At 64.9% G+C, this 19,608-nt stretch carries 23 protein-coding genes; 7 read left to right on the forward strand and 16 right to left on the reverse strand.

From position 1 onward, the window contains the following. Nucleotides 1-2: 2 nt before the first annotated feature. From tatB to sigE, 4 genes are all read right to left on the reverse strand, one after another. The gene (gene tatB, locus G6N38_RS04075; RefSeq protein ID WP_163746367.1) at nucleotides 3-407 is read right to left on the reverse strand and encodes a Sec-independent protein translocase protein TatB; all 405 of its coding nucleotides are present in this window, start codon (nucleotides 405-407) and stop codon (nucleotides 3-5) included. Nucleotides 408-411: 4 nt separating this feature from the next. After that, complete coding sequence (htrA, locus tag G6N38_RS04080; RefSeq protein WP_163746368.1) at nucleotides 412-1,908, reverse strand: serine protease HtrA; 1,497 nt, start codon at nucleotides 1,906-1,908, stop codon at nucleotides 412-414. A 79-nt stretch (nucleotides 1,909-1,987) separates the two neighbouring features. After that, nucleotides 1,988-2,422: an anti-sigma E factor RseA gene (gene rseA, locus G6N38_RS04085; protein WP_163746369.1), complete on the reverse strand. Its 435-nt coding sequence runs from the start codon at nucleotides 2,420-2,422 to the stop codon at nucleotides 1,988-1,990. A gap of 116 nt (nucleotides 2,423-2,538) precedes the next feature. Beyond that, nucleotides 2,539-3,246 (reverse strand): RNA polymerase sigma factor SigE, encoded by a 708-nt coding sequence (gene sigE / locus G6N38_RS04090; protein ID WP_246227949.1) that lies wholly within the window; start codon nucleotides 3,244-3,246, stop codon nucleotides 2,539-2,541. A 310-nt stretch (nucleotides 3,247-3,556) separates the two neighbouring features. Between sigE and G6N38_RS04095 the strand changes: the two genes are divergently transcribed. The 5 genes from G6N38_RS04095 (at nucleotide 3,557) to G6N38_RS04115 (ending at nucleotide 8,133) form a co-directional block, all read left to right on the forward strand. Further along, entirely contained in the window at nucleotides 3,557-4,225 is a 669-nt protein-coding gene (locus tag G6N38_RS04095; RefSeq protein WP_163746370.1) for an O-methyltransferase, read from the forward strand. Nucleotides 4,226-4,292: 67 nt separating this feature from the next. After that, on the forward strand, nucleotides 4,293-4,970 hold the full coding sequence (locus tag G6N38_RS04100) for a TetR/AcrR family transcriptional regulator (RefSeq protein WP_163746371.1): 678 nt from the start codon (nucleotides 4,293-4,295) through the stop codon (nucleotides 4,968-4,970). Beyond that, entirely contained in the window at nucleotides 4,936-5,859 is a 924-nt protein-coding gene (locus tag G6N38_RS04105; RefSeq protein ID WP_163746372.1) for an ABC transporter ATP-binding protein, read from the forward strand. The genes G6N38_RS04100 and G6N38_RS04105 overlap by 35 nt, the downstream gene beginning before the upstream one ends. Beyond that, on the forward strand, nucleotides 5,856-7,451 hold the full coding sequence (locus G6N38_RS04110) for an ABC transporter permease (RefSeq protein WP_163746373.1): 1,596 nt from the start codon (nucleotides 5,856-5,858) through the stop codon (nucleotides 7,449-7,451). The genes G6N38_RS04105 and G6N38_RS04110 overlap by 4 nt, the downstream gene beginning before the upstream one ends. A gap of 7 nt (nucleotides 7,452-7,458) precedes the next feature. Further along, entirely contained in the window at nucleotides 7,459-8,133 is a 675-nt protein-coding gene (locus G6N38_RS04115; protein WP_163746374.1) for a methyltransferase family protein, read from the forward strand. A 28-nt stretch (nucleotides 8,134-8,161) separates the two neighbouring features. Here the strand turns inward: G6N38_RS04115 and G6N38_RS31155 are convergent, their stop codons facing one another. The 8 genes from G6N38_RS31155 to G6N38_RS04155 all read right to left on the reverse strand — a co-directional run bounded on the left by G6N38_RS31155 (nucleotide 8,162) and on the right by G6N38_RS04155 (nucleotide 14,801). Beyond that, nucleotides 8,162-8,533: a thioesterase family protein gene (locus G6N38_RS31155; protein ID WP_407662925.1), complete on the reverse strand. Its 372-nt coding sequence runs from the start codon at nucleotides 8,531-8,533 to the stop codon at nucleotides 8,162-8,164. Nucleotides 8,534-8,622: 89 nt separating this feature from the next. Further along, nucleotides 8,623-9,474, reverse strand: a complete 852-nt coding sequence (locus G6N38_RS04125; RefSeq protein WP_163746376.1) for a substrate-binding periplasmic protein — start codon at nucleotides 9,472-9,474, stop codon at nucleotides 8,623-8,625. 33 nt (nucleotides 9,475-9,507) lie between these two features. Next, entirely contained in the window at nucleotides 9,508-10,158 is a 651-nt protein-coding gene (locus tag G6N38_RS04130; RefSeq protein ID WP_163746377.1) for an amino acid ABC transporter permease, read from the reverse strand. Further along, nucleotides 10,158-10,808 carry an amino acid ABC transporter permease gene (locus G6N38_RS04135; protein WP_163746378.1) on the reverse strand — a complete coding sequence of 217 codons (651 nt, stop codon included), beginning with the start codon at nucleotides 10,806-10,808 and terminating at the stop codon, nucleotides 10,158-10,160. The genes G6N38_RS04130 and G6N38_RS04135 overlap by 1 nt, the downstream gene beginning before the upstream one ends. Then, nucleotides 10,805-11,578 (reverse strand): amino acid ABC transporter ATP-binding protein, encoded by a 774-nt coding sequence (locus G6N38_RS04140; protein WP_163746379.1) that lies wholly within the window; start codon nucleotides 11,576-11,578, stop codon nucleotides 10,805-10,807. Before G6N38_RS04140 ends, G6N38_RS04135 begins: the two co-directional genes overlap by 4 nt. Nucleotides 11,579-11,663: 85 nt before the next feature. Further along, nucleotides 11,664-12,356, reverse strand: a complete 693-nt coding sequence (locus G6N38_RS04145) for an HAD family hydrolase (RefSeq protein WP_163746380.1) — start codon at nucleotides 12,354-12,356, stop codon at nucleotides 11,664-11,666. Nucleotides 12,357-12,405: 49 nt separating this feature from the next. After that, nucleotides 12,406-13,200: an enoyl-CoA hydratase/isomerase family protein gene (locus G6N38_RS04150; protein ID WP_163746381.1), complete on the reverse strand. Its 795-nt coding sequence runs from the start codon at nucleotides 13,198-13,200 to the stop codon at nucleotides 12,406-12,408. Continuing rightward, nucleotides 13,197-14,801, reverse strand: a complete 1,605-nt coding sequence (locus G6N38_RS04155; protein WP_163746382.1) for a class I adenylate-forming enzyme family protein — start codon at nucleotides 14,799-14,801, stop codon at nucleotides 13,197-13,199. The genes G6N38_RS04150 and G6N38_RS04155 overlap by 4 nt, the downstream gene beginning before the upstream one ends. A gap of 283 nt (nucleotides 14,802-15,084) precedes the next feature. On the opposite strand from G6N38_RS04155, the gene G6N38_RS04160 reads away from it, so the two are divergent. Next, nucleotides 15,085-15,708: a GntR family transcriptional regulator gene (locus tag G6N38_RS04160; protein ID WP_163746383.1), complete on the forward strand. Its 624-nt coding sequence runs from the start codon at nucleotides 15,085-15,087 to the stop codon at nucleotides 15,706-15,708. 18 nt (nucleotides 15,709-15,726) lie between these two features. Here the strand turns inward: G6N38_RS04160 and glgC are convergent, their stop codons facing one another. After that, a complete protein-coding gene (gene glgC, locus G6N38_RS04165; RefSeq protein ID WP_163746384.1) occupies nucleotides 15,727-16,941 on the reverse strand; it encodes a glucose-1-phosphate adenylyltransferase in 1,215 nt (404 codons plus the stop codon). A 151-nt stretch (nucleotides 16,942-17,092) separates the two neighbouring features. On the opposite strand from glgC, the gene glgA reads away from it, so the two are divergent. Beyond that, entirely contained in the window at nucleotides 17,093-18,256 is a 1,164-nt protein-coding gene (gene glgA, locus G6N38_RS04170; RefSeq protein ID WP_179968479.1) for a glycogen synthase, read from the forward strand. Between the two features lie 69 nt (nucleotides 18,257-18,325). Here the strand turns inward: glgA and G6N38_RS04175 are convergent, their stop codons facing one another. The 3 genes from G6N38_RS04175 to G6N38_RS04185 form a co-directional block, all read right to left on the reverse strand. After that, nucleotides 18,326-18,493, reverse strand: a complete 168-nt coding sequence (locus tag G6N38_RS04175; RefSeq protein WP_005059648.1) for a DUF3117 domain-containing protein — start codon at nucleotides 18,491-18,493, stop codon at nucleotides 18,326-18,328. Nucleotides 18,494-18,658: 165 nt separating this feature from the next. Beyond that, nucleotides 18,659-19,234, reverse strand: coding sequence for a DNA-3-methyladenine glycosylase I (locus G6N38_RS04180; protein WP_163746385.1), 576 nt, complete (start codon nucleotides 19,232-19,234; stop codon nucleotides 18,659-18,661). Beyond that, nucleotides 19,231-19,581 (reverse strand): DivIVA domain-containing protein, encoded by a 351-nt coding sequence (locus G6N38_RS04185; protein WP_163746386.1) that lies wholly within the window; start codon nucleotides 19,579-19,581, stop codon nucleotides 19,231-19,233. Before G6N38_RS04185 ends, G6N38_RS04180 begins: the two co-directional genes overlap by 4 nt. Between the last annotated feature and the right edge of the window lie 27 nt (nucleotides 19,582-19,608).

The raw sequence follows: 19,608 nt of genomic DNA on the forward strand, positions 1-19,608 counted from the left end.
CGCTAAGTCGCGTCCGCGTCGAACGGCGCGGGTGTGCCGGGCGGCAACGGCTCTGATCTGGGCGGCGCCGGTTGCGGCGGCGGAGCGCTATGTGGCTTCTCGGCGCCCGGAGCCTGGAACGCCTCGCCGATCCACGAGTCGTCACCGTCGAGCAGGTGTTTGGTCAGCGCGGCCCGCGGTGTCATGCCCCGCAGCTTCTGCAGCTCGCTCAGCGGCTGGCGAAAGTCCTCGAACTCAGGCCCCAGATCATCCCGGAGCTGGCTGGTCGCCCCGCTGATGTAGTCCCGGGCCTGCCGCAGCGTGCTGGAGGTCCACCGGATGGCGCCCGGCAGCCGTTCCGGCCCGAGGATGACCAGCCCGATGACCACCAGCAGGAGCATCTCGCCCCACCCGACGTTGGCGAACATCGCGTCAGTTGTCCGGCGCGGGGTTCACCGTCAGCGTGACCTTGCGGCCGTCGCGGATGACTTCGATCGGCGCATCCTGCCCAATCTTGAGCTGGCGTATCGCGACCGCGAATTCGTCAGCGTCGGCGACCGTGCGGTTGCCGACCTTCACGACGATGTCGTTCTCGAGGATGCCGGCCTTCTCAGCCGGGCTCCCGGCTTTCACATTGGCCACCTGAGCGCCCTGCGCGAGGTCGTTACTGACCGAGCGCGCCGACAGTCCCAGTGTCGGGTGCGAGACCTTGCCGTCCTTGATCAACGCCTCGACGGTCGCTTTGACCTCGTTGACCGGAATCGCGAACCCGAGGCCACTTGCACTGTCGGACAACGACTTTCCGGCGGTGTTGATGCCGATCACTTCGGATTCCATGTTGATCAGCGGGCCGCCGGAGTTGCCGTGGTTGATCGAGGCGTCGGTTTGGATGGCGTCGATGACGGTGTCGGTGTCGGAGCCCTCACCCGACAGCGGGATGGGCCGGTGCAGCGCACTGATGATGCCGTGGGTGACGGTGCTGCGTAGACCCAGCGGGGCGCCGGCGGCGATCACCTCGTCGCCGACGTGAACCTTGTCGGAGTCACCGAACCGGGCCACCGTCAAGTTGTTGACGTTATCCACCTTGAGCACGGCCAGGTCGGTCTTCGGGTCGCGGCCGACGAGGTTGGCCGGGACCGACTTGCCGTCGTTGAAGACCACCGAGATCTTGAACTTGCTCGGGTTGTTCGCGGCGTCGGAGATGACGTGGTTGTTGGTGACGATGTAGCCGCGGCCGTCGACGACGACGCCAGAACCCTGGGCACCCTCTTCGTCACTGACCGCCTCAATGGTGACGACGGAGTCGGCAACCGAAGCCGCGACCTTGGCGAACCGGCCCGGCGGAACCTCGCCGGTGCTGTTGGTGGCCAGCGACACCTTGGACGTGGTGAAGGCTTCGACGACCTCGGCCGTCTTACGCCCCACCCATCCGCCGGCGAAACCGATGATCAGCGCGATGATGCCAAGCACGGCCAGCGAGACATAGGACACCCGGCCACCAAAGAGCACTTCCCGCACGCCCAGCTTGCCCGTGGGCCCGGCCGCGACAACGGGTGCGGCCTGCTGAAGCGCCGGTGTCCCCAGTCCGGCAGCCGCGGCTGGATCCCGCCAGGGATCGTCGGCCTCGTCGGATTCGTCGGCGCCCGCCTCGAGCGCGCCTGCGTCGGCGGGGTGGCGCTGCAACGAGTCGCCGGTACCCGGCGGCCGCCCAAACGCCTCACCGAGCACCGGGTCGGGCGGGTGGTCCTTGGGTTGGAACTCGACTTCGCCGCGGAACTTGGCCGGGCGCAGCTCCTCGGCAACAAACGAGCCGTCGACACCCGTGGGGCGCCCAAAAGTACGGGTGGCCGCCGGGTCGACCGCGGGTCGCGAGACCGGACGAGGAGCCAGGCGGGGGCTGCTGCCGGAGTTGTCCTGATTGGGGCTCAAGTTCAACCTCTATCCAAGCGCTCAGCCGCGAGCGCGCGCGATGGGACCGAGCACGACGCTGCTCGACTTCACATCCACCCTACCGGCGCTTTCGCCGGTCACGGTCTGTGCCGTCAGCTAACTGATCGGCGAGTCCCGACTCGATGTCGCCGCCGGGGCGGCTCCCGCGGTGTGGCCCCACCGGCTCATCCGGGGCCGACTGCGGGATCTGCGATAACAGCCCCAGCAGGCTGCTCGGCATGCTGATCGGCAGCGAGTCACGCAGCGCGGTACGGGCCTGAGCCTGCCCCTCGACCTCGGACGCACACTCCGCGCACAGCGACAAATGATGCGCCGCGCGTAGATGGGCATTCATCCGTAACTCGCCGTCGACGTAGGCGGCGATCGCCTCAGTGGACAGATGCTCGGTCGAGCGAAATTGCCGGGGTGCACCAACGGGTGCGTCGCTTTGGGAAGCGAACTGAGAAGGAAGCCAGGAGAACGCTCGACGGAACATGTGTCCACGGTCGACCATCACTGCGCTCCTCTCGGTTGCGTCGAATTTGCGCACCGCTAGGTCGAATGTAGCGCGCGCAGCGCCATACGACATGACATGACGGTCACTTTGCCCGGCAGCCGGCGCAAGCAGGGCTAGGCGGATTCGGCGGTGAAGTCGGACATCGCCCGCACGCCGGAATGGGCTGCGAGATAGTCACGAAGCGCCTGCCGACCACGGTGGATGCGGCTACGCACGGTTCCCAGCTTGACGCCGAGCGTCGCGCCGATCTCCTCGTAGGACAGACCTTCGATATCGCACAGGACCACTGCGGCACGGAATTCCGGTGCCAGCGAATCGAGTGCAGCCTGCAAATCCGGCCCCAGCCGCGAGTCGTGGTAGATCTGCTCGGGGTTGGGCTCGTCGGACGGCACCCGGTCGTAGTCCTCGGGAAGCGCTTCCATACGGATGCGGCCGCGACGACGGACCATATCGAGGAACAAGTTCGTGGTGATGCGGTGCAACCAGCCCTCGAACGTGCCGGGCTGATAGTTCTGCACGGAGCGGAACACCCTGATGAACGTCTCCTGAGTGAGGTCCTCGGCGTCCTGCTGGCTACCCGACAACCGGTAGGCCAGTCGGTAGACCCGGTCGGCATGCTGGCGCACCAACTCATCCCAGGACGGCATGGCCGTCCGGTCGCCGGTCGCGTCGAACACCGCGGTGCCCTGCAGTTCCTCGGACGGTTCAACCCACTCCGCATCGCCGATCTGCTCGGGATGCGACATGTGCGCCGGAGCCATCAGTGTGGTGGTCGTCGGATCCTCCTGGTTCATGTGCGTAGACGGTTCGATGCCGCCCATCGCATCAAGGGACACAACCCGAGCGCCTTCTGGCATATTCCCCGACCAGCGTTGCCCTTGTTCCATGCCAGCTACCGTTCCCCAAACCGGTGTGGGGGCGATATGAGCTAACTAAGGTTTGATTAAGAAATGCATTCGTTACCAATTCGTGCCCTGAACTGACGCTTCTCCCCCGGCGCGTCGAACTTGACGGGCGACGTAAGCCATTCCCGGGTCGCTTCGTTCCTGCCCGCCGACCGCGTGTCCGCCGCGCCGATACCCCTGGCGCGCCTGCCCAGCGGTCGATGCCGTTGGCTCTACGCTGCTGAGAATGGCCACTACCGAGGACCAATCAGGCCAACCTGAGGCCAGTCGCGCCGACCGGATGCTGGCCCACGCAGAGGGTTCGATCTCCGAGGACTCCATCGTCACGGCTGCCCGCGAGCGCGCCGTCGACGCCGGCGCCGGCGCGGTCACCCCAGCGGTTGGAGCGCTGCTCAGCGTATTGGCCCGACTGTCAGGCGGCAAAGCGGTCGTCGAGGTCGGCACCGGCGCCGGCGTGAGCGGATTGTGGCTGTTGTCGGGCATGCGCGACGACGGCGTTCTGACGACCATCGACATCGAGCCCGAGCATCAGCGGATCGCCAAACAAGCCTTCAACGAGGCCGGAATCGGGCCATCGCGTACCCGGCTGATCGCCGGACGGGCCCAGGAAGTCCTCACCCGGCTCGCCGACGAGTCCTATGACCTGGTATTTCTCGATGCAGCACCGTCCGATCAGGCCGATTTCGTGGTCGAGGGAGTGCGACTCCTTCGTCCTGGTGGCGTGATCGTCATCCACCGGTCGGCCCTGGGCGGTCGCGCCGGCGACCCGGCGGCCAATGACGCCGAGGTGACGGCGGTGCGTGAAGCGGCTCGGCTGATCGCCGAGGACGAGCGCCTCACCCCGGTGCTGATCCCGCTGGGCGACGGGATTCTGGTCGCGGCCCGCGATTTCTAGACCCTTACCCGTCCCGTCTTGGGTGGATGCTTGACGCCTGATTAAACGCGTGTTTAGCATCCTAAACATGCGTTCAACGGACTTGACGACGGCGGCCCGGATCCGTGACGCCGCGATCGAGCAATTCGGGGCGCACGGTTTCAACGTCGGGGTGCGCGCAATCGCCCAGGCCGCCGGCGTCAGCCCCGGCCTGGTCATCCACCACTTCGGCTCCAAGGACGGCCTGCGCCAGGCGTGCGATGACTACATCGCCGAAGAGATCCGCAGCGAAAAGTCCGAGACCATCCGCTCCACCGACCCGGCCACCTGGCTGGCGGCCGCAGCCGAAATCGAGTCGTTCGCGCCGATGATGGCCTACCTCGTGCGCAGCATGCAGTCCGGTGGCGAGCTGGCCAGGAATCTGTGGCGCACGATGTTCGCCAACGTCGAGAGCTACCTCGACGAGGGCGTCCAGGCCGGCACGGTGAAGCCGAGCCGCGACCCGGCCGCCCGGGCGAGATACCTGGGGATGACCGGTGGTGGCTCGTTCCTGCTCTACCTACAACTGCACGACACCCCAACGGATTTGCGGGCCGCGCTCCACGACTACGCCAACGACATGATGCTGCCGGCCCTCGAGCTGTACACCGAGGGCCTGCTCACCGACTCGACGATGTTCGACAGCTTCGCAGCCCACGGCGAAATCGCGACCAGTATCGAGGGAGAACCAGATGCCAACGGCACCCGCACCGACGGCGCGCACTGACACCGCCGCGGTCGAAATCAGTGGACTGGTAAAGACTTTCGGCCGTACCCGAGCCTTGGACGGGATGGACCTGACCGTGCGGGCCGGCTCAGTCGCCGGCTTCCTCGGGCCCAACGGCGCCGGCAAGTCCACCACTATCCGAGTCTTACTGGGACTGTTGCGCGCAGATGGCGGGACCGCGCGACTGCTCGGCGGCGATCCATGGCACGACGCCGTGGCGCTGCACCGGCGGATCGCCTACGTGCCGGGTGAGGTGACACTGTGGCCGAATCTGACCGGCGGGCAGGTCATCGACTTCCTGTGCGGCCTACGCGGCGGAGCCGACCCGCGCCGTCGGGACCGGCTGATCGAGCGTTTCGAACTCGACCCGCACAAGAAGGCTCGAACCTACTCCAAGGGCAATCGCCAGAAGGTCGCGCTGGTCGCCGCGTTTGCCACACAAGCCGAAATCTACATTCTCGACGAGCCGACCTCGGGACTCGATCCGCTGATGGAGAACGTGTTTCGGCAATGCGTGCAGGAGGTGGCGGGTCGCGGCGCGGCGGTGCTGCTCTCCAGCCACGTCCTGGATGAAGTCGAAAAAGTCTGCGACACCGTCACAATCATCCGCGCAGGCCGCACGGTGCAGTCCGGCTCGCTAGCCCAGCTACAGCACCTGATGCGGACCACTGTGACCGCACGTACACGCCGCGACCCCGCCGTGGTGGGCCGATGGCCGGGCGTACACGACGTCGACATTCGTCACGGGCAGATCCGGTTCACTGTCGCCCGTGACGTGCTGGACCCCACGATGGTGCACCTGACCCGACTGGGCATCGTGGACCTCACCGTGGCACCGGCCTCGTTGGAAGATCTATTCCTGCGCGAATACCGGACACCGGCGCAATGATTGCGACCACAACCACGCCGGCTTCATCCTCGCTGACCGGGACTGTCACACTGGTCCGCTTCGCCCTGCGCCGCGACCGGATTCGACTGGCGGTGTGGGTTTCGGCGCTGACGCTGATGATGGTGTACGCCCCCAACGCCATCAGACTCGCCTATCCCGACCAAACGCAGCGTCAAGCACGGGTCAACCTGCTCAAGACGCCGGCTGGAATCGTGCTGGGCGGGCCCATGTTCGGGGGTGATGAGACCGATCTCGGCGTCATGATGGCCAACGAGCTGACCCTCACGCTGATCGTCGCGGCCTCAATTCTGGCCGTCCTGACCGTCGTTCGGCACACCCGCGCCGAAGAGGAAAGCGGTGCAGCCGAATTGGTGCTCTCCTCAATCGTCGGCCGACATGCCCGCAGCTGCGCCGCGCTGATCGTCATCGCGCTGGTGAACGCCGTATTGGCGGTGACGATGACAATCGCCATGGCGGCCAGCGGTTTCGCCGTGGTTGACACCGCAGCGATGTGCTTGGGCATTACGGCGGTGGCCGTCGTCTTCGGGGCTGTTGCGGCACTGAGCGCTCAACTGTGGCGACAGGCGAGAACCGCCACCGGCGCAGCACTGGCAGCGCTGGCCGCCGCCGTGCTGGTGCGCGGGGCCGGCGATGTGATCGACAATTCCGGCAGCCCACTGAGCTGGTTGTCCCCCATCGCGTGGGCACAGCAGATGCGTCCGTTCGTAGCAGTGCGGTGGTGGCCACTAGGCCCACTGGTGATGCTGACCATCGCGCTCGTTGCGGCCACGTTCATGCTCGAGAGCAGACGGCAGTACGACGACGGCGTATTGGCGTCGTCGGGTGAACGTTCCAACCCCCGGCCGGTGGGCGGAGTGTTCGGATTACAGCTGGTCATCCAGCGCGGCTTGACCGTCGGTTGGGCGATCGGGCTGTTGATTGCCGGGGCGGCCTTCGGGTCGATGACCAAGTCACTCCTGGACGCCGCGCGCGGTAATGAGCTTCTGGCCCGGGTGCTTTCGGCCCACGGCACCGACGGTGTGTACACCACGATGACGCAATTCCTGGCAGCGGCGACGACAGCCTATGTGGTCAGCGTGGTTGTGCGCCTGCACCGTGACGAGGAGTCCGGGATCGGCGAAGCCGTGCTCGCGGGTTCGGTGTCGCGGTGGACGTGGTTGTTGTCGGGAGTCGGCGCGGCACTGACTGGTGCGGCCCTGCTGCTGGTGTGCGCAGGCCTGGGCAACGGCCTTGGGGCGGGTTTGACGCTGGGTGAACCGATGACCATCGTGCGGCTGACCCTGGCCGCGCTGACCTTCCTGCCGGCGATGGCCGTCGTCGCCAGTATCGCCGCGCTGGCAGTGGCGCTGCGACACCCCGGTATCGGTTGGCTGGCAGTGATATTCGTGGTCTGCGCGTTGTATCTCGGTGCACTTCTGCGGTTGCCGCGCTGGCTGATCGACGCCTCACCGGTGGGCCGCACCACTGCCCCGTCGTCGATTTCGGTTGTGCCGCTGTTGGTGATGATCGTGATCGCCGTTGTCGTCACGCTCACCGCCGGGCTCATCTACCGCCGGCGCGACATCGGGTAGGAGAACGATGGGCCTTTCGCTGCGAATCATCATTTCGTCGGTCGTCGGTATCGCGGCCTTCGCCGCGCTCCTGTTCGTGCCCGCGGGGACCGTGAACTACTGGCAGGGTTGGGCGGTGCTTGCCGTGTTCACGGCGGCGAGTCTGGGACCGACCCTCTTCATGGTCCGGATCGATCCGGCGGCCCTGGAGCGGCGCATGCAGGCCGGTGTGAAGGCCGAAACCCGGCCCGTCCAGAAAGTCGTGATCGCCGCGACGTTCATGGCGTTCGCTGCGATTCTCGTCGTGCCCGCACTCGATCACCGGTTCGGCTGGTCCCATGTTCCGGCCTGGCTGTCAGTACTCGGCGTCGTGATGGTAGCCACCGGTCTGGGCCTGACGATGCTGGTGGTCTTCCAGAACCGCTATGCCTCCGCCACCATCACCGTCGAAGAGGGGCAGCCGCTGGTGAGCACCGGGCTGTACGGCTTTGTGCGCCATCCGATGTACTCCGGAAACGTGATCCTGATGATCGGAATCTCACTGGGCTTGGGCTCCTACTGGGCGCTGCTGCTGGTCCTCGTGGGGGTGCTCCTCATGGCCGTGCGGATCGTCGACGAGGAGAAGATGCTCACCGAACAGCTGGACGGTTACCTGCAATACCCACAGAAAGTGCGCTACCGTCTGGTGCCATTGGTCTGGTGAACCGCTGCTGACGAAGGGGAATGGCGCCTCAGCTCCCGTTGAGTGCCGCCTCGATAGCGGATCGTTTCAACACCGCGCGTATGTGCCTCACATGAGCCACCACCTGACCGCTCTCGTCTACGACCTCGACGCTGAAGGACGCTTTACGGCCTAGTCGGTCCTCCATCGTCGCGTGTGCGGTTAGTGTCGCGCCCACCGGTGAGGGGCGGTCGTGAGTTAATTCGACGCCCGCGCCCACAGTGATCTCACCGTCAGCGAGCGTCGGCGCGAGCACACTGTGACACACCAACTCTGCCATCGCGAGCACGAAGGGTGTTGAGGCTGCCGCCGGGAACTCGGGACCCCAGGCGGCTGCGGTATCGGCTTGTCCCACAGTGCGACTCAATGAACCTGTTGACACAACATCACTCTTTCTTATAGGTGGGCAACGTACATGGATCAGTCCAGGCGGCGTGCGACCAACGCGTAGCCACTGGACTGGCCGGCTTATCAGCCGATCAGTTTGAGCGGCCCAGGGTCGGCTGCTGAGGGGTTGAGCCCGTTGTCCTCGAGAATCCTGGCAATGGTTCCGTTGTTACGCAGCGTGACGATGTCCTCCGATACTGCGGTGAAGAGGCTGGGGTTGTTCATCGACATCGGGAAACACACTTGCCCGGGGACTTCGCTTGACGCCACGCGCGAGTCTGGGGCGGGCCGCTCGATAGTCCAGTTCGCATTCTTCTGCTTCTTGGCGAAGGACGCCGTGCCAATGGAATCAATTGCGGAATCCAGTCGACCCGACTCCAGGTCGTTGTACACCGCAGTCGGATTGGGATAGATCCGCAGGCGCGGCCCGAACATTTTCTGCAACTCTTCGTTCCACATGTAGCCGTCGACCGTGCCGATCGACCTACCCTGTAGCTCATCGAACGTGGTCGCACCGTCGTTCGACACGATGACGATCTGGTCGCTGAACACGGGGCCGGCCAAGGACAGCACTTGTGCCCTGGCAGTCGTGCAGTACCAATCGCCGGCGGATACGTCTGCGCGACCATTCTGCGTGGCGGGAATGACGGAAGCCGTGTCGAGTGGCTGAGACATCAGGGTCAGGCATTCCATCTCTGCGATATTGCGCAGGATTTCACCTTCGATGCCGGACACCGAGGTGCCGTCGACTACGAGAAACGGCGGGAAATTGTAGGTCGCGACGGTCAGGCTTCCTGGCCTGACCGTGCTAATCCCGGGGTGGGCTGCGGTGCAGTCCCGGGCCGATTGTTGACCGTTGGAGGCGGTATTGCATGCCGTGAGTGCGGTAAGAAGCAACAGGGCGGCCCCTGCGGTGCTGCTCAGTGTTCGGCGCATATCAGAGTTGCCTTTCCAGGGTGGGGATGAAGGTCATGTGTGCTGATGGCGCAGCACCTTCTCGAGCTGCTCGGTGGCGAAACTCGCCGAGACCGTAATGACCGCATAGAGCACGCCGGCGATAATGAACAGGTTGAAGTAGTGGAAGGTGTTGTTGGCAATGGACTTCGCTTGCGAGGTCAGCTCCGGGACAGCGATGACGAAGGCGAGTGACGTCGCTTGGAACATCAAGATGCAGAATCCGAGCAGGGGCGGCAGAGCGATCCGGATTCCCTGAGGTATCACCACGTCCCGCAGGACATGCACGCCGCTCATGCCCAGCGCATGGCCCGCCTCGATTTCACCGCGCGGGACGGCTTGCAGGCCGCCGCGCAGGATTTCGCTGGTGTAGGCCGCAGTGGTCATGGCCAAGGCGATGGCGGCGCAGATGAACGCGCTTAAGGTCACTGGGATGCCGTTGTAGACGATTTGCAGCAGCACCAGTGCCGGTGTGCCGCGGCCAATTTCGACGAGCACGATGACGGCTGAGCGCAGGACTTTGCGTCGCGATGAGGTTCCGACCGCGAGTAGCAATCCGGCCGGAAGTCCCAGCAGCAACGCCACGAACGTCAGCCGCAGACTGGTCCAGAGGCCGGCCAGCAGTTGGTCGTGATGGATCAGCCAATCGTTCCAAATAGCGGTCATTACGCAACCCTTTCCAGCATCCTGGCCTCAACTCGGCGCGCCGCCCAGGCTGACGGAAAGGTCAGTGCGACGTAGTAGATGCCTGCCACGAAGAACGGCGTGACCGAACTGGTGTTGCTGGACGCGGTGGTGGCGTAGTAGGTGATCTCGAAGACCCCGATGGTGGACGCCAGAGATGAGTCCTTGAGCAAGCCGATGGCATACGACGCGGACGCCGGAATGGCCACCCGGATCATTTGCGGTCCAACGATCCGTGAGGCGGTGTCGATCTGCGACATGCCCAGCGCCCGACTCGCTTCGAACTGTCCCTGGTCGACCGCCCGCAGCGCGCCGCGATAGATCTCTGCCATGTAGGCCGCTGACACCACGCCGATGGCAATAACCGCCGAGCGCCAGGACGTGAACACCGAACCCAGCGCAGGGTTGAATTGTGTTGGGCCGTTGTAGATCAGGAACAGCCAGATGATCAGGGGGACTCCGCGCGTGATCTCGATGAAGACACGGGCGGCGGCCCGCAGCACCCAGATGCGGGAAATGCGCAGGACCAACAACGGCAGCCCCAGGACGGCGCCGAGGGCAAAACCCACCACCGTGAGCTGAAGCGTCGTCACTATGCCTTGCGCGACGATCAACCAGGTATGGGTGGTCACCGTCGGTCCAGAACCGCTCGAAGGAACTCGCGGGTGCGCGGCCGGGCCGGGGAAGCGAAGACCGCGTGCGGGTCGCCCTCCTCGAGGATGGCCCCGTCCGCCATCACCACGAGGTGATCGCTCACGTCACGGGCGAACTGCATCTCGTGGGTCACCACGACCATAGTCATTCCGTCGTCGGCGAGTTCACGCATGACGCTGAGCACCTCGAGGCCAACCTCGGGGTCGAGCGCCGACGTAGGTTCGTCGAAGAGCATCACCTTCGGGTCGAGCGCCAATGCGCGGGCGATGGCGATCCGCTGCTGTTGGCCGCCGGAGCAGCGCCCGGGGTACTGGTTGGCCTTGTCGGCCAGGCCAACCCGCTTCAGCAGAGCGTTGGCTCGTTCGTCGGCTTCCGCCTGGCTGCGGCCCAGCACGCGTCGTTGGGGCAGCGCGACGTTGCGCAGCACGGTCATGTGCGGAAAAAGATTGAACGACTGGAACACCATCCCGACCCGGGACCGCAATGCAGCCAGCTCTTTTGCCTTGATGACGTGGTCGACGTGGATGGTCACCCCGTCGACCATGATGGTGCCCGAGGACGGCCGCTCCAGCAGGTTGACGCAGCGCAGAAGTGTGCTCTTTCCCGCGCCGCTGGGACCGATGAGTGCGACTACCTGCCCCGTGTCCACCGAGAGCGAGACGTTGTTGAGGACGACGTGGTCCCCGAACCGCTTCTCGACGGCGTCGAGCACGATCGCCGGCCGAGACCCGATACTCGAGCTGGACATCTCACGCACCTTCATTTCTCGTGGAGCAGTGAAGAATTAGCGATCGGGCATGGCTATGCCGCCAGAGATCTTCTGTGCAGGAGGTTCATGACAGTTCGTGCAACGCGCCCGGCAGCGAGGCCAGGTCGGGAATCGTCACGGTCACGCTGCGCTGTCCGCTGTCACTCAGATGGATCCACTCGTTGTTCTCGGCGTTCTCCGAGCGATGTACGAAGATGGTGCGGAAACCACGTCGGTGGGCGGGTTCGCAGTCATGCCACACGCTGTTGCCGACGTGAATCCAGTCGGTGGGTGCCGGGGTGTGACGAGCGACGAAGGTGTCGAACATTGGGTCGCCAGGTTTGTAGCTCTGCACTTCCTGGGCGGTGATGACCTCATCGAAGGGGATGGGCAGGGGCCCGGCCAGGGTCTGCGCGAACAGGTCGGCATCGGTGTTGGTCAGGATGCCGAGCTTGTACCCGGCGTCGCGCAACTGTTGAAGGGCGGGGACGCTGTCGGCGAAGGCGGGCCAGGTCGGCAAGGTGTCGGCGAGAACGCTGAACTGGTGTTCTTCCAACGGGATCCCGGTACTGGCGGCAGCGCGACGTAGACCTTCGGTCAGAATGGCGCGGTAGTTGCGAAACGGCGGCTCGGCCTCCACCTCGGGCTCACACCGGTAGTACGCATCGATGAGTTCGGCCGATCTGCCGGGCGCGACACTGTCCAGTGCCGCGGTCATTCCGGTCCGCCAGTCGATGATGGTGCCGTAGCAATCGAAGGTCAGCCAGCGGTCTGCCATGGTGGGTTCCTGTCTGCTCGTGGTGAAGGGACATGTCGTTGCGTCGAGGTCATGCGGGTGTTCTGCCGGTGGATCGATGCCGGAACGACTCCATGAGCGCCGCGGAATCTGGATGGAAGTGCGCCGCGTGGACTTCGGTGAGTTCGGCACTCAACGCGTCGGCGAAGGTCTGGTTGAGCCCGCGAAAGAGGGCCGCTTTGACGGTGGCGATGGCGTGCGGTGGGCGGGAGACGAGCTTGGCGGCCAGTTCCTCGGCGGCCGCGGGAAGTTGGTCGGGTTCCACGACCCGGCTGATCAGGCCGATCGCATCGGCCTGGGCGGCCGAGATCGGTTCACCGAGTAGGACAAATTCCGACGCCTTGATCCGTCCGATGGTGAGCCCCAACAGAAACGAGGTGCCGCCGCCCATCCCGGTGCCGATGAGGACTTCGGGGAGGCTGAACTGGGCGTCGCTGCCGGCAACGACGAAATCGCAGGCGAGGGCGATCTCGCACCCGGCACCGACCGCCAGACCGTTGATCGCCGCGACCACCGGGATCGGAAGGGACGTCAGGGCGGCGGCAAGGCGCTGTTGACCGTCGATCTGTCGCAGCCCGCCGTCGTCACGGTCTTCTTTCAGGTCGAAGCCCGCGCAGAACGCGCGCCCGGTCCCCGTGATGATCACCGCGCGCCGTTCGTCGTCAACCGCCTGTGCCAGCGCCGCTTCCAGTGCGTCGACCAGACTCTCGTTGAGCGCGTTGAGGCGATGCGGCCGATTGAGCCGGAGCACCAGGACTGCATCGTCCTGGGCGGTGGTGACGACCAGTTCGGTGTCGCCGTGTGATTCCGAGGGTGGCTGACTCATGATTGTCCTAGGGGTTGGCTGGTGTCGACGCCCAGGCGGGTGGCGATGTCCTTGAGCGCGCGCTTATCGACCTTGCCGATGGCAAGGCGGGGAAATTCATCACGAATGTCGAGGCGCTTGGGGATCTTGTAGTTGGCCAAGCGCGTCCGCAGGAAGCTCCGCAACTCCTCGGTGTCGAGGTCCGCGCCGGCGCGGGATATCACGAAGCCGACGCCGACCTCGGAGTAGAGAGCGTCGGGAACGCTGACCACCGCGGCTGCCTGGACCTGTGGGTGTTCCTCCAGGGCGAGTTCAATCTCGCGGGGATAGACGTTGTAGCCGCCCGACTTGAACATGTCAGTAAGCCGGCCCGCCAATCTAATTCGACCGTCCTGGTCCAGTCGGCCGACGTCGCCGGTGTGGAACCAGCCGTCGGCGTCGATGGCTTGATCCGTCGCTTCCGGTCGATTCAGGTAGCCCAGCATGATGAACGGGCCACGAGCCTGGATCTCGCCCTCCTCGCCGACGTCGCAGACTCGGCCGTCGGGGCGCGCGATGCGGATCTCGAACCGCGGATCTGGCCTGCCCACCGTGTTCGCCAACGCCTCGATATCATCGTCATCGTCGGTGTAGATAATCGAACCGACAGTCTCGGTCATCCCGAAGCTTGTGCAAACTAGTGGAATTCGCCGCTGCAGCTCGCCTATCAGTTCGCGAGGCGCGGCCGCTCCACCCCAGATCGCGCGTTTCATACTGGATAGATCCGCCGTCTCCCACTCGGGAGTTCCTGTCACCAGCAGGAACATCGTAGGAATCGCCAGCCAGTACTCGAGACGTTCGCGCGCAATGACTTCCAGGACACCGCAGCGATCGAACTTCTCCATGTAGTGCACGGTGCCACCGGCCACGACGACGGAACTGCTGATATCTCCCAGGCAACCTACGTGGTTGATGGGAAGGTCGCACAACATCCGAGGTGCCGCCTCATACCAGCGGTCTGCCTGAATGACCGAACATTGCACCAGGCCGCGGTGAGACAGCAGGGCGCCTTTGGGCCGGCCGGAGGTCCCGGAGGTGTAGACCAGGACCGCCGGGTCGGCGCTCTCGACAGCACTCTCGGCTTGGCGCAACTCGTCTGCGCCGATCGCTTCTCCCGCTTGCAGAAATGCGTTCCAGGAGTCACCGGGGGTGATGACCGGACTATCCGAATGAACACGGCCACAGAGTGATTCAAGAGCTTCTCGATAGTGCTCGGATAGGCCCATCAGAATTCGCGGCTGCGAATCGCCGACCACGTGGTCGAGTTCACCGGGCGTGTACTTCGGGTTCAACCCCTGCCAGATAGCGCCGATTCGGGCCGCAGCCAGGAAGCTGACGAAGAACTCGGGCCTGGGGTTGCCGAGCACCGCGACGCGATCACCGTGCCGCACACCTGCCGCCAGGAAGGCACGCGCCAGGGCAGCTGATTGTTCTTCAACATGCCCGCGGGTGAGCCGAACTTCGGTGTGGGTGAGCATCTCGTGGTCCGGATCCACCTGAGCCCAATGCGCGGTGTAGTCGGTGATGCGCGGTAAGTCCGGCATGGCCTGGGGATCCTGACCGGGTTCCTCGGATATTGACACAATATCAATGTGACATACCTTACGCTTAGGGTCAAGAGGCGACCCGAGCCACTCGGAAGAGCGGGTTGGATGGCGTGCGATTCACGAAAGGCTGGCGCAGACATGGTGTTTCAGCAGTGCACCCGATGGGCAGTGAATAGACATTCCACAGTGATGCGCACGAGAGGCCGTATGCGGTTCTGCGGCATCTCGGCACGATATTGATACAATTCGCCGGTCTGCCGCCTGGCGCAGACCGGCAATCGACTGGATGGGGCGGCGAGTGTCAGATCCGTTAGGTCGCGTGTCGACTGTCGATGCACTGGTCACCTCGATTCGGCAGCGCGTACTGTCCGGTGACTTCGGCCCTGGCAGCAAGCTGCAGGAAGTTCCGCTGGCCCAGAGCTACGGTGTGGGGCGCTACTCGCTGAGGGGTGCGCTGCGGGTACTCACCGACGAAGGTCTGCTCAGGTACGAACAAAACCGTGGGGTCTTCGTCCCGTCCTTGGCCCGCGACGATGTGGCCGATCTGTACAAGTTCCGTGCGGCACTCGAGATTGAAGCGGCGCGGTTAGCGATTCGCGCCGGCGCCTCACTGGCGGCCGCAGAGAAGATGGTCGAACAGCTCGAAGCCATGACCGGCAATGAATCGTGGGCTGAGACCATTACCGCGGACCTAGGGTTTCACCGGGAAGTTGTTCGGGCGGGCGGCAGCTCACGCCTGTTGAGGGCATATGTCGCGATGTCCTCGGAGCTGCAGCTGATTCTCGCCCGGAGCCAACAGCACTACAAGGACCCGAAACGGATCGGCCGCGAGCATCGAGAGATTCTCAACGCGTTGGCCAGCGGAGATCTCGACATTGCGGAAAAGGCCCTTCGCTACCACCTCGAAGTGGCGGTAGCCGAACTACTTACCCTGTTCGACTGATTTCACAGCGGGGGCAAGCTAAATCCAGACACCCTTGCCGACGGCCACCACACCACCGGCGCTCAGCGCGAACCGTTCGCGGTCCTTCTCCAAGTCGACGCCGACCATCTCGCCGGGACCCACGACGACGTTCTTGTCCAGGATCGCGTGCCGGACCACCGCACCCCGGCCCACCCGAACACCGGGCATCAGCACGCTGCCTTCGACGATCGCACCGTCCTCGATCACGACATTGCTCGACAGCACCGAATTGCGCACCGAGGCCGCGGAGATGATGCTGCCGGCGCCGACCACCGACTCCTGCGCCGAGCCACCGTTGACGAACTTGGCCGGGGCCAGGTTCTCCGACTCGCCGCGGATCGGCCAGCGCTTGTTGTAGAGGTTGAACACCGGATGAACCGACACCAGATCCATGTGTGCGTCATAGAAGGCGTCCAGCGTTCCGACGTCACGCCAGTAGCCGTGGTCGCGTTCGGTGGCGCCGGGTACTTCGTTGTTACTGAAGTCGTAGACCGCAGCCATGCCGTCGGAGACCAGCCGCGGGATGATATCGCCGCCCATGTCGTGATCGGAGTTGTCGTCGTCGGCGTCGGCGCGAATCGCGTCGATGAGCACCTTGGTGGTGAAGATGTAATTGCCCATCGAGACGAACGTCTGCTCGGGATCGTCCGGTGTGCCGGGTGGGTCGGCCGGCTTTTCGATGAACTCACGGATGCGGCCGGACTCGTCAGCGTCGATGCAGCCGAATGCGTGGGCCTCGGCCCGCGGCACCCGGATGCCGGCCACCGTGGCGCCGGCACCACTCTCGATGTGGAACTTGACCATCTGCTCGGGGTCCATCCGGTACACGTGGTCGGCGCCGAAAACCACGATGTAGTCCGGATCCTCGTCGTAGATGAGGTTCAGCGACTGATAGATCGCATCGGCCGAACCCGTGTACCAGCGTGGCCCGAGGCGCTGCTGGGCGGGGACCGGCGTGATGTATTCGCCGGCCAGACCGCTCAGTCGCCAGTTCTGCGAGATGTGCCGGTCGAGCGAATGCGACTTGTACTGAGTGAGCACACAGATCCGCAGGTACCGCGCGTTGACCAAATTCGACAACACGAAATCGATCAGCCGGTACGCGCCGCCGAAGGGAACCGCAGGCTTCGCCCGGTCCACGGTAAGCGGATACAGTCGCTTGCCCTCTCCGCCGGCTAGGACAATGCCCAGCACATGTGGCAATTCCCTCATGCTGCAAACCTAATGGCACGCGCAACAGACGGCTAGGCCATCGGGACTATTGCCGGTCGCAGTGTCGCGGCAGCAACGACTTTGGCCGTCGCGCGCGACCACGTTGACCACAAAGCTGCGGCGGCAGGCCGGTGCTACTACCGTCTGGCGTATGCGGGTGGCGATGATGACTCGGGAGTATCCACCCGAGGTTTACGGCGGGGCAGGCGTGCATGTGACGGAACTCGTCGCCCAGTTGCGCCGTCTCTGCGAGGTCGATGTGCACTGTATGGGCGCGCCGCGCGCGGGGGCGATCGTCGCGCAACCCGACCCGGCACTCAAGGGTGCGAACCCGGCGTTGTCGACACTGTCGGCCGATCTGGTGATGGCCAACGCGGCCGCCGAGGCAACGGTGGTGCACTCTCACACCTGGTACACCGGGATGGCCGGTCACCTGGCCGCGCTGCTGCACGACGTCCCGCATGTGCTGACCGCCCACTCCCTCGAGCCGTTGCGGCCGTGGAAGGCCGAGCAGCTCGGCGGTGGCTACCGCGTGTCGCTGTGGGTCGAGCGCACCGCGATCGAAGCCGCCGACGCAGTGATCGCGGTCAGCTCGGGCATGCGCGAGGACGTGTTGTCGGTCTATCCGGCACTGGACCCCAACCGCGTTCATGTGGTGAAGAACGGAATCGACACCAGCGCCTGGTACCCGGCTCCCCCGGAGCGGGGCGAATCAGTGCTCGCCGAACTCGGCGTCGACCCGTCGCGGCCCATGGTGGCCTTCGTCGGCAGGATCACCCGGCAGAAAGGCGTGCCGCACCTGATCGCCGCCGCACATCGCTTCGACCCGGAGGTTCAGCTGGTGCTATGCGCCGGCGCACCGGACACGCCGGAGATCGCGGCCGAGGTCAGTTCGGCCGTGCAGGAGCTGGCTAGTGCGCGCAGCGGTGTGTTCTGGGTGCAAGAATTCCTGCCGATCGCCAAGATTCGCGAAATCCTTTCGGCAGCAACAGCTTTCATCTGTCCATCGGTGTACGAGCCACTGGGCATCGTGAACCTGGAAGCGATGGCGTGCGGCACGGCGGTGGTCGCCTCTGACGTCGGTGGCATACCCGAGGTGGTCGCCGAGGGTGTGACGGGAACGCTGGTGCACTACGAGGCGACCGACCCGGCGGGCTTCGAGGCCGGTCTGGCCGCAGCCGTCAACGCACTGGTGGGTGACCCGGAGAAGGCCCGCCGGTTCGGGGCAGCCGGACGGCAACGCTGTATCGACGAGTTCTCGTGGGCGCACATCGCCGAACAGACGTTGGAGATTTACCGCAAGGTGTCGGCCTAAGCCGGCCAAAGGGCCGACCGGCAGAGAAGAAACCCCGCGCGCCCACGCGGGGTTTCAATGGTGGATCGGTCAGCTGGTGACGTTCTTGAGTTCGTCACCAAGGGCGGCGGCCTCATCGGGCGTCAACTCGACGACCAGTCGTCCACCGCCTTCCAGCGGTACTCGCATCACGATGCCGCGCCCCTCCTTGGTTGCTTCCAGCGGACCGTCACCAGTCCGGGGCTTCATCGCCGCCATCGAGTGCTCCCTCCAAATTCAAGCCGGCCCGCCTTCGCAGACCCGATCGGATGCCGGGTGCATGGCTGGTGCGTCCGGCACTGAACTGCTTGTTTTCGATTCTATTGTTCCTTATCGGCGGGCATGGGTGTGAAAGACCCGATTGAGACCCTGTGATTTGCGCCCTCAGACCGTTGCCGAGGGGACCCAGCACGTCGCGATGTGGTCGTCGACCATGCCGGTGGCCTGCATCAGTGCGTAGGCCGTGGTGGGGCCCACGAAGCGGAAGCCACGCTTCTTGAGGTCCTTGGCCATGGCCTGGGACTCAGGCGTGATCGACGGCACATCCGCCAGCGTCTTGGGTCGTGGGCGCGGCGGCGGGGCGTAGGACCACAGCAGGTCGGAAAGGTCGACGTCCAGATCGATGACCGCCCTGGCGTTGGCGATGGTGGCTTCGATCTTGGCGCGGTTGCGCACGATCCCCTCGTCGGCCATCAGCCGAGCGACGTCGCGTTCGGTGTACGCGGCGACCTTCTCGATGTCGAAGCGAGCGAACGCCTGCCGGAAGTTGTCCCGCTTGCGAAGGATGATCAGCCAGGACAGGCCGCTCTGGAACGCCTCGAGGCTCATTCGCTCGAACAACGCCACCTGACCACGCAACACCCGGCCCCATTCCTGGTCGTGATAGTCGCGGTAGAGCACCGACTGGGCCTGTACCCAATCGCACCGGGTGCGGCCGTCGGCTTCGGCGACCTCGCTCACGCGAGCTCCTCGTCGGGTCCGGACGCGGCGTGGTGCGTGACCATCGGTTCGTCGAGCCCCGCCGCGGCACGCACCGCGGAAAGCTCACCACGCAGCTGATCGAGCTCGGCGCCGAGGCGATCCAGAACCCAGTCCACCTCGCTGGTCTTGTAGCCGCGCAACACCTGGGTGAACTTCACGGCGTCGACGTCCTCGCCGGTCACCCCGGAGGCCGGCAGCACGGTCGCCGTCGTCGCGCGGGGCAGCGGCGGCAGCTCTTCACCGCGGCCGAAGATCAGGCTGGCCACCCCGAACAGGACGACGCCGATCAGGATCAGCACCACCAGGTACAGCAGGATCAATGTCACGTCACCGATATTGCCCTAACCGGCCGA

The sequence above is a fragment of the Mycolicibacterium helvum genome (genome assembly GCF_010731895.1).
GTDB classification, from domain to species: Bacteria; Actinomycetota; Actinomycetes; order Mycobacteriales; family Mycobacteriaceae; genus Mycobacterium; species Mycobacterium helvum.

Bases quoted from the DNA above. Each gene is read 5' to 3' on its own strand.
- tatB (WP_163746367.1), bottom strand. From the start codon at position 407: ATGTTCGCCAACGTCGGGTGGGGCGAGATGCTCCTGCTGGTGGTCATC.
- rseA (WP_163746369.1), bottom strand. From the start codon at position 2,422: ATGGTCGACCGTGGACACATGTTCCGTCGAGCGTTCTCCTGGCTTCCT.
- sigE (WP_246227949.1), bottom strand. From the start codon at position 3,246: ATGGGCGGCATCGAACCGTCTACGCACATGAACCAGGAGGATCCGACG.
- G6N38_RS04095 (WP_163746370.1), top strand. From the start codon at position 3,557: ATGGCCACTACCGAGGACCAATCAGGCCAACCTGAGGCCAGTCGCGCC.
- G6N38_RS04100 (WP_163746371.1), top strand. From the start codon at position 4,293: ATGCGTTCAACGGACTTGACGACGGCGGCCCGGATCCGTGACGCCGCG.
- G6N38_RS04105 (WP_163746372.1), top strand. From the start codon at position 4,936: ATGCCAACGGCACCCGCACCGACGGCGCGCACTGACACCGCCGCGGTC.
- G6N38_RS04110 (WP_163746373.1), top strand. From the start codon at position 5,856: ATGATTGCGACCACAACCACGCCGGCTTCATCCTCGCTGACCGGGACT.
- G6N38_RS04115 (WP_163746374.1), top strand. From the start codon at position 7,459: ATGGGCCTTTCGCTGCGAATCATCATTTCGTCGGTCGTCGGTATCGCG.
- G6N38_RS04125 (WP_163746376.1), bottom strand. From the start codon at position 9,474: ATGCGCCGAACACTGAGCAGCACCGCAGGGGCCGCCCTGTTGCTTCTT.
- G6N38_RS04130 (WP_163746377.1), bottom strand. From the start codon at position 10,158: ATGACCGCTATTTGGAACGATTGGCTGATCCATCACGACCAACTGCTG.
- G6N38_RS04140 (WP_163746379.1), bottom strand. From the start codon at position 11,578: ATGTCCAGCTCGAGTATCGGGTCTCGGCCGGCGATCGTGCTCGACGCC.
- G6N38_RS04145 (WP_163746380.1), bottom strand. From the start codon at position 12,356: ATGGCAGACCGCTGGCTGACCTTCGATTGCTACGGCACCATCATCGAC.
- G6N38_RS04150 (WP_163746381.1), bottom strand. From the start codon at position 13,200: ATGAGTCAGCCACCCTCGGAATCACACGGCGACACCGAACTGGTCGTC.
- glgC (WP_163746384.1), bottom strand. From the start codon at position 16,941: ATGAGGGAATTGCCACATGTGCTGGGCATTGTCCTAGCCGGCGGAGAG.
- glgA (WP_179968479.1), top strand. From the start codon at position 17,093: ATGCGGGTGGCGATGATGACTCGGGAGTATCCACCCGAGGTTTACGGC.
- G6N38_RS04175 (WP_005059648.1), bottom strand. From the start codon at position 18,493: ATGGCGGCGATGAAGCCCCGGACTGGTGACGGTCCGCTGGAAGCAACC.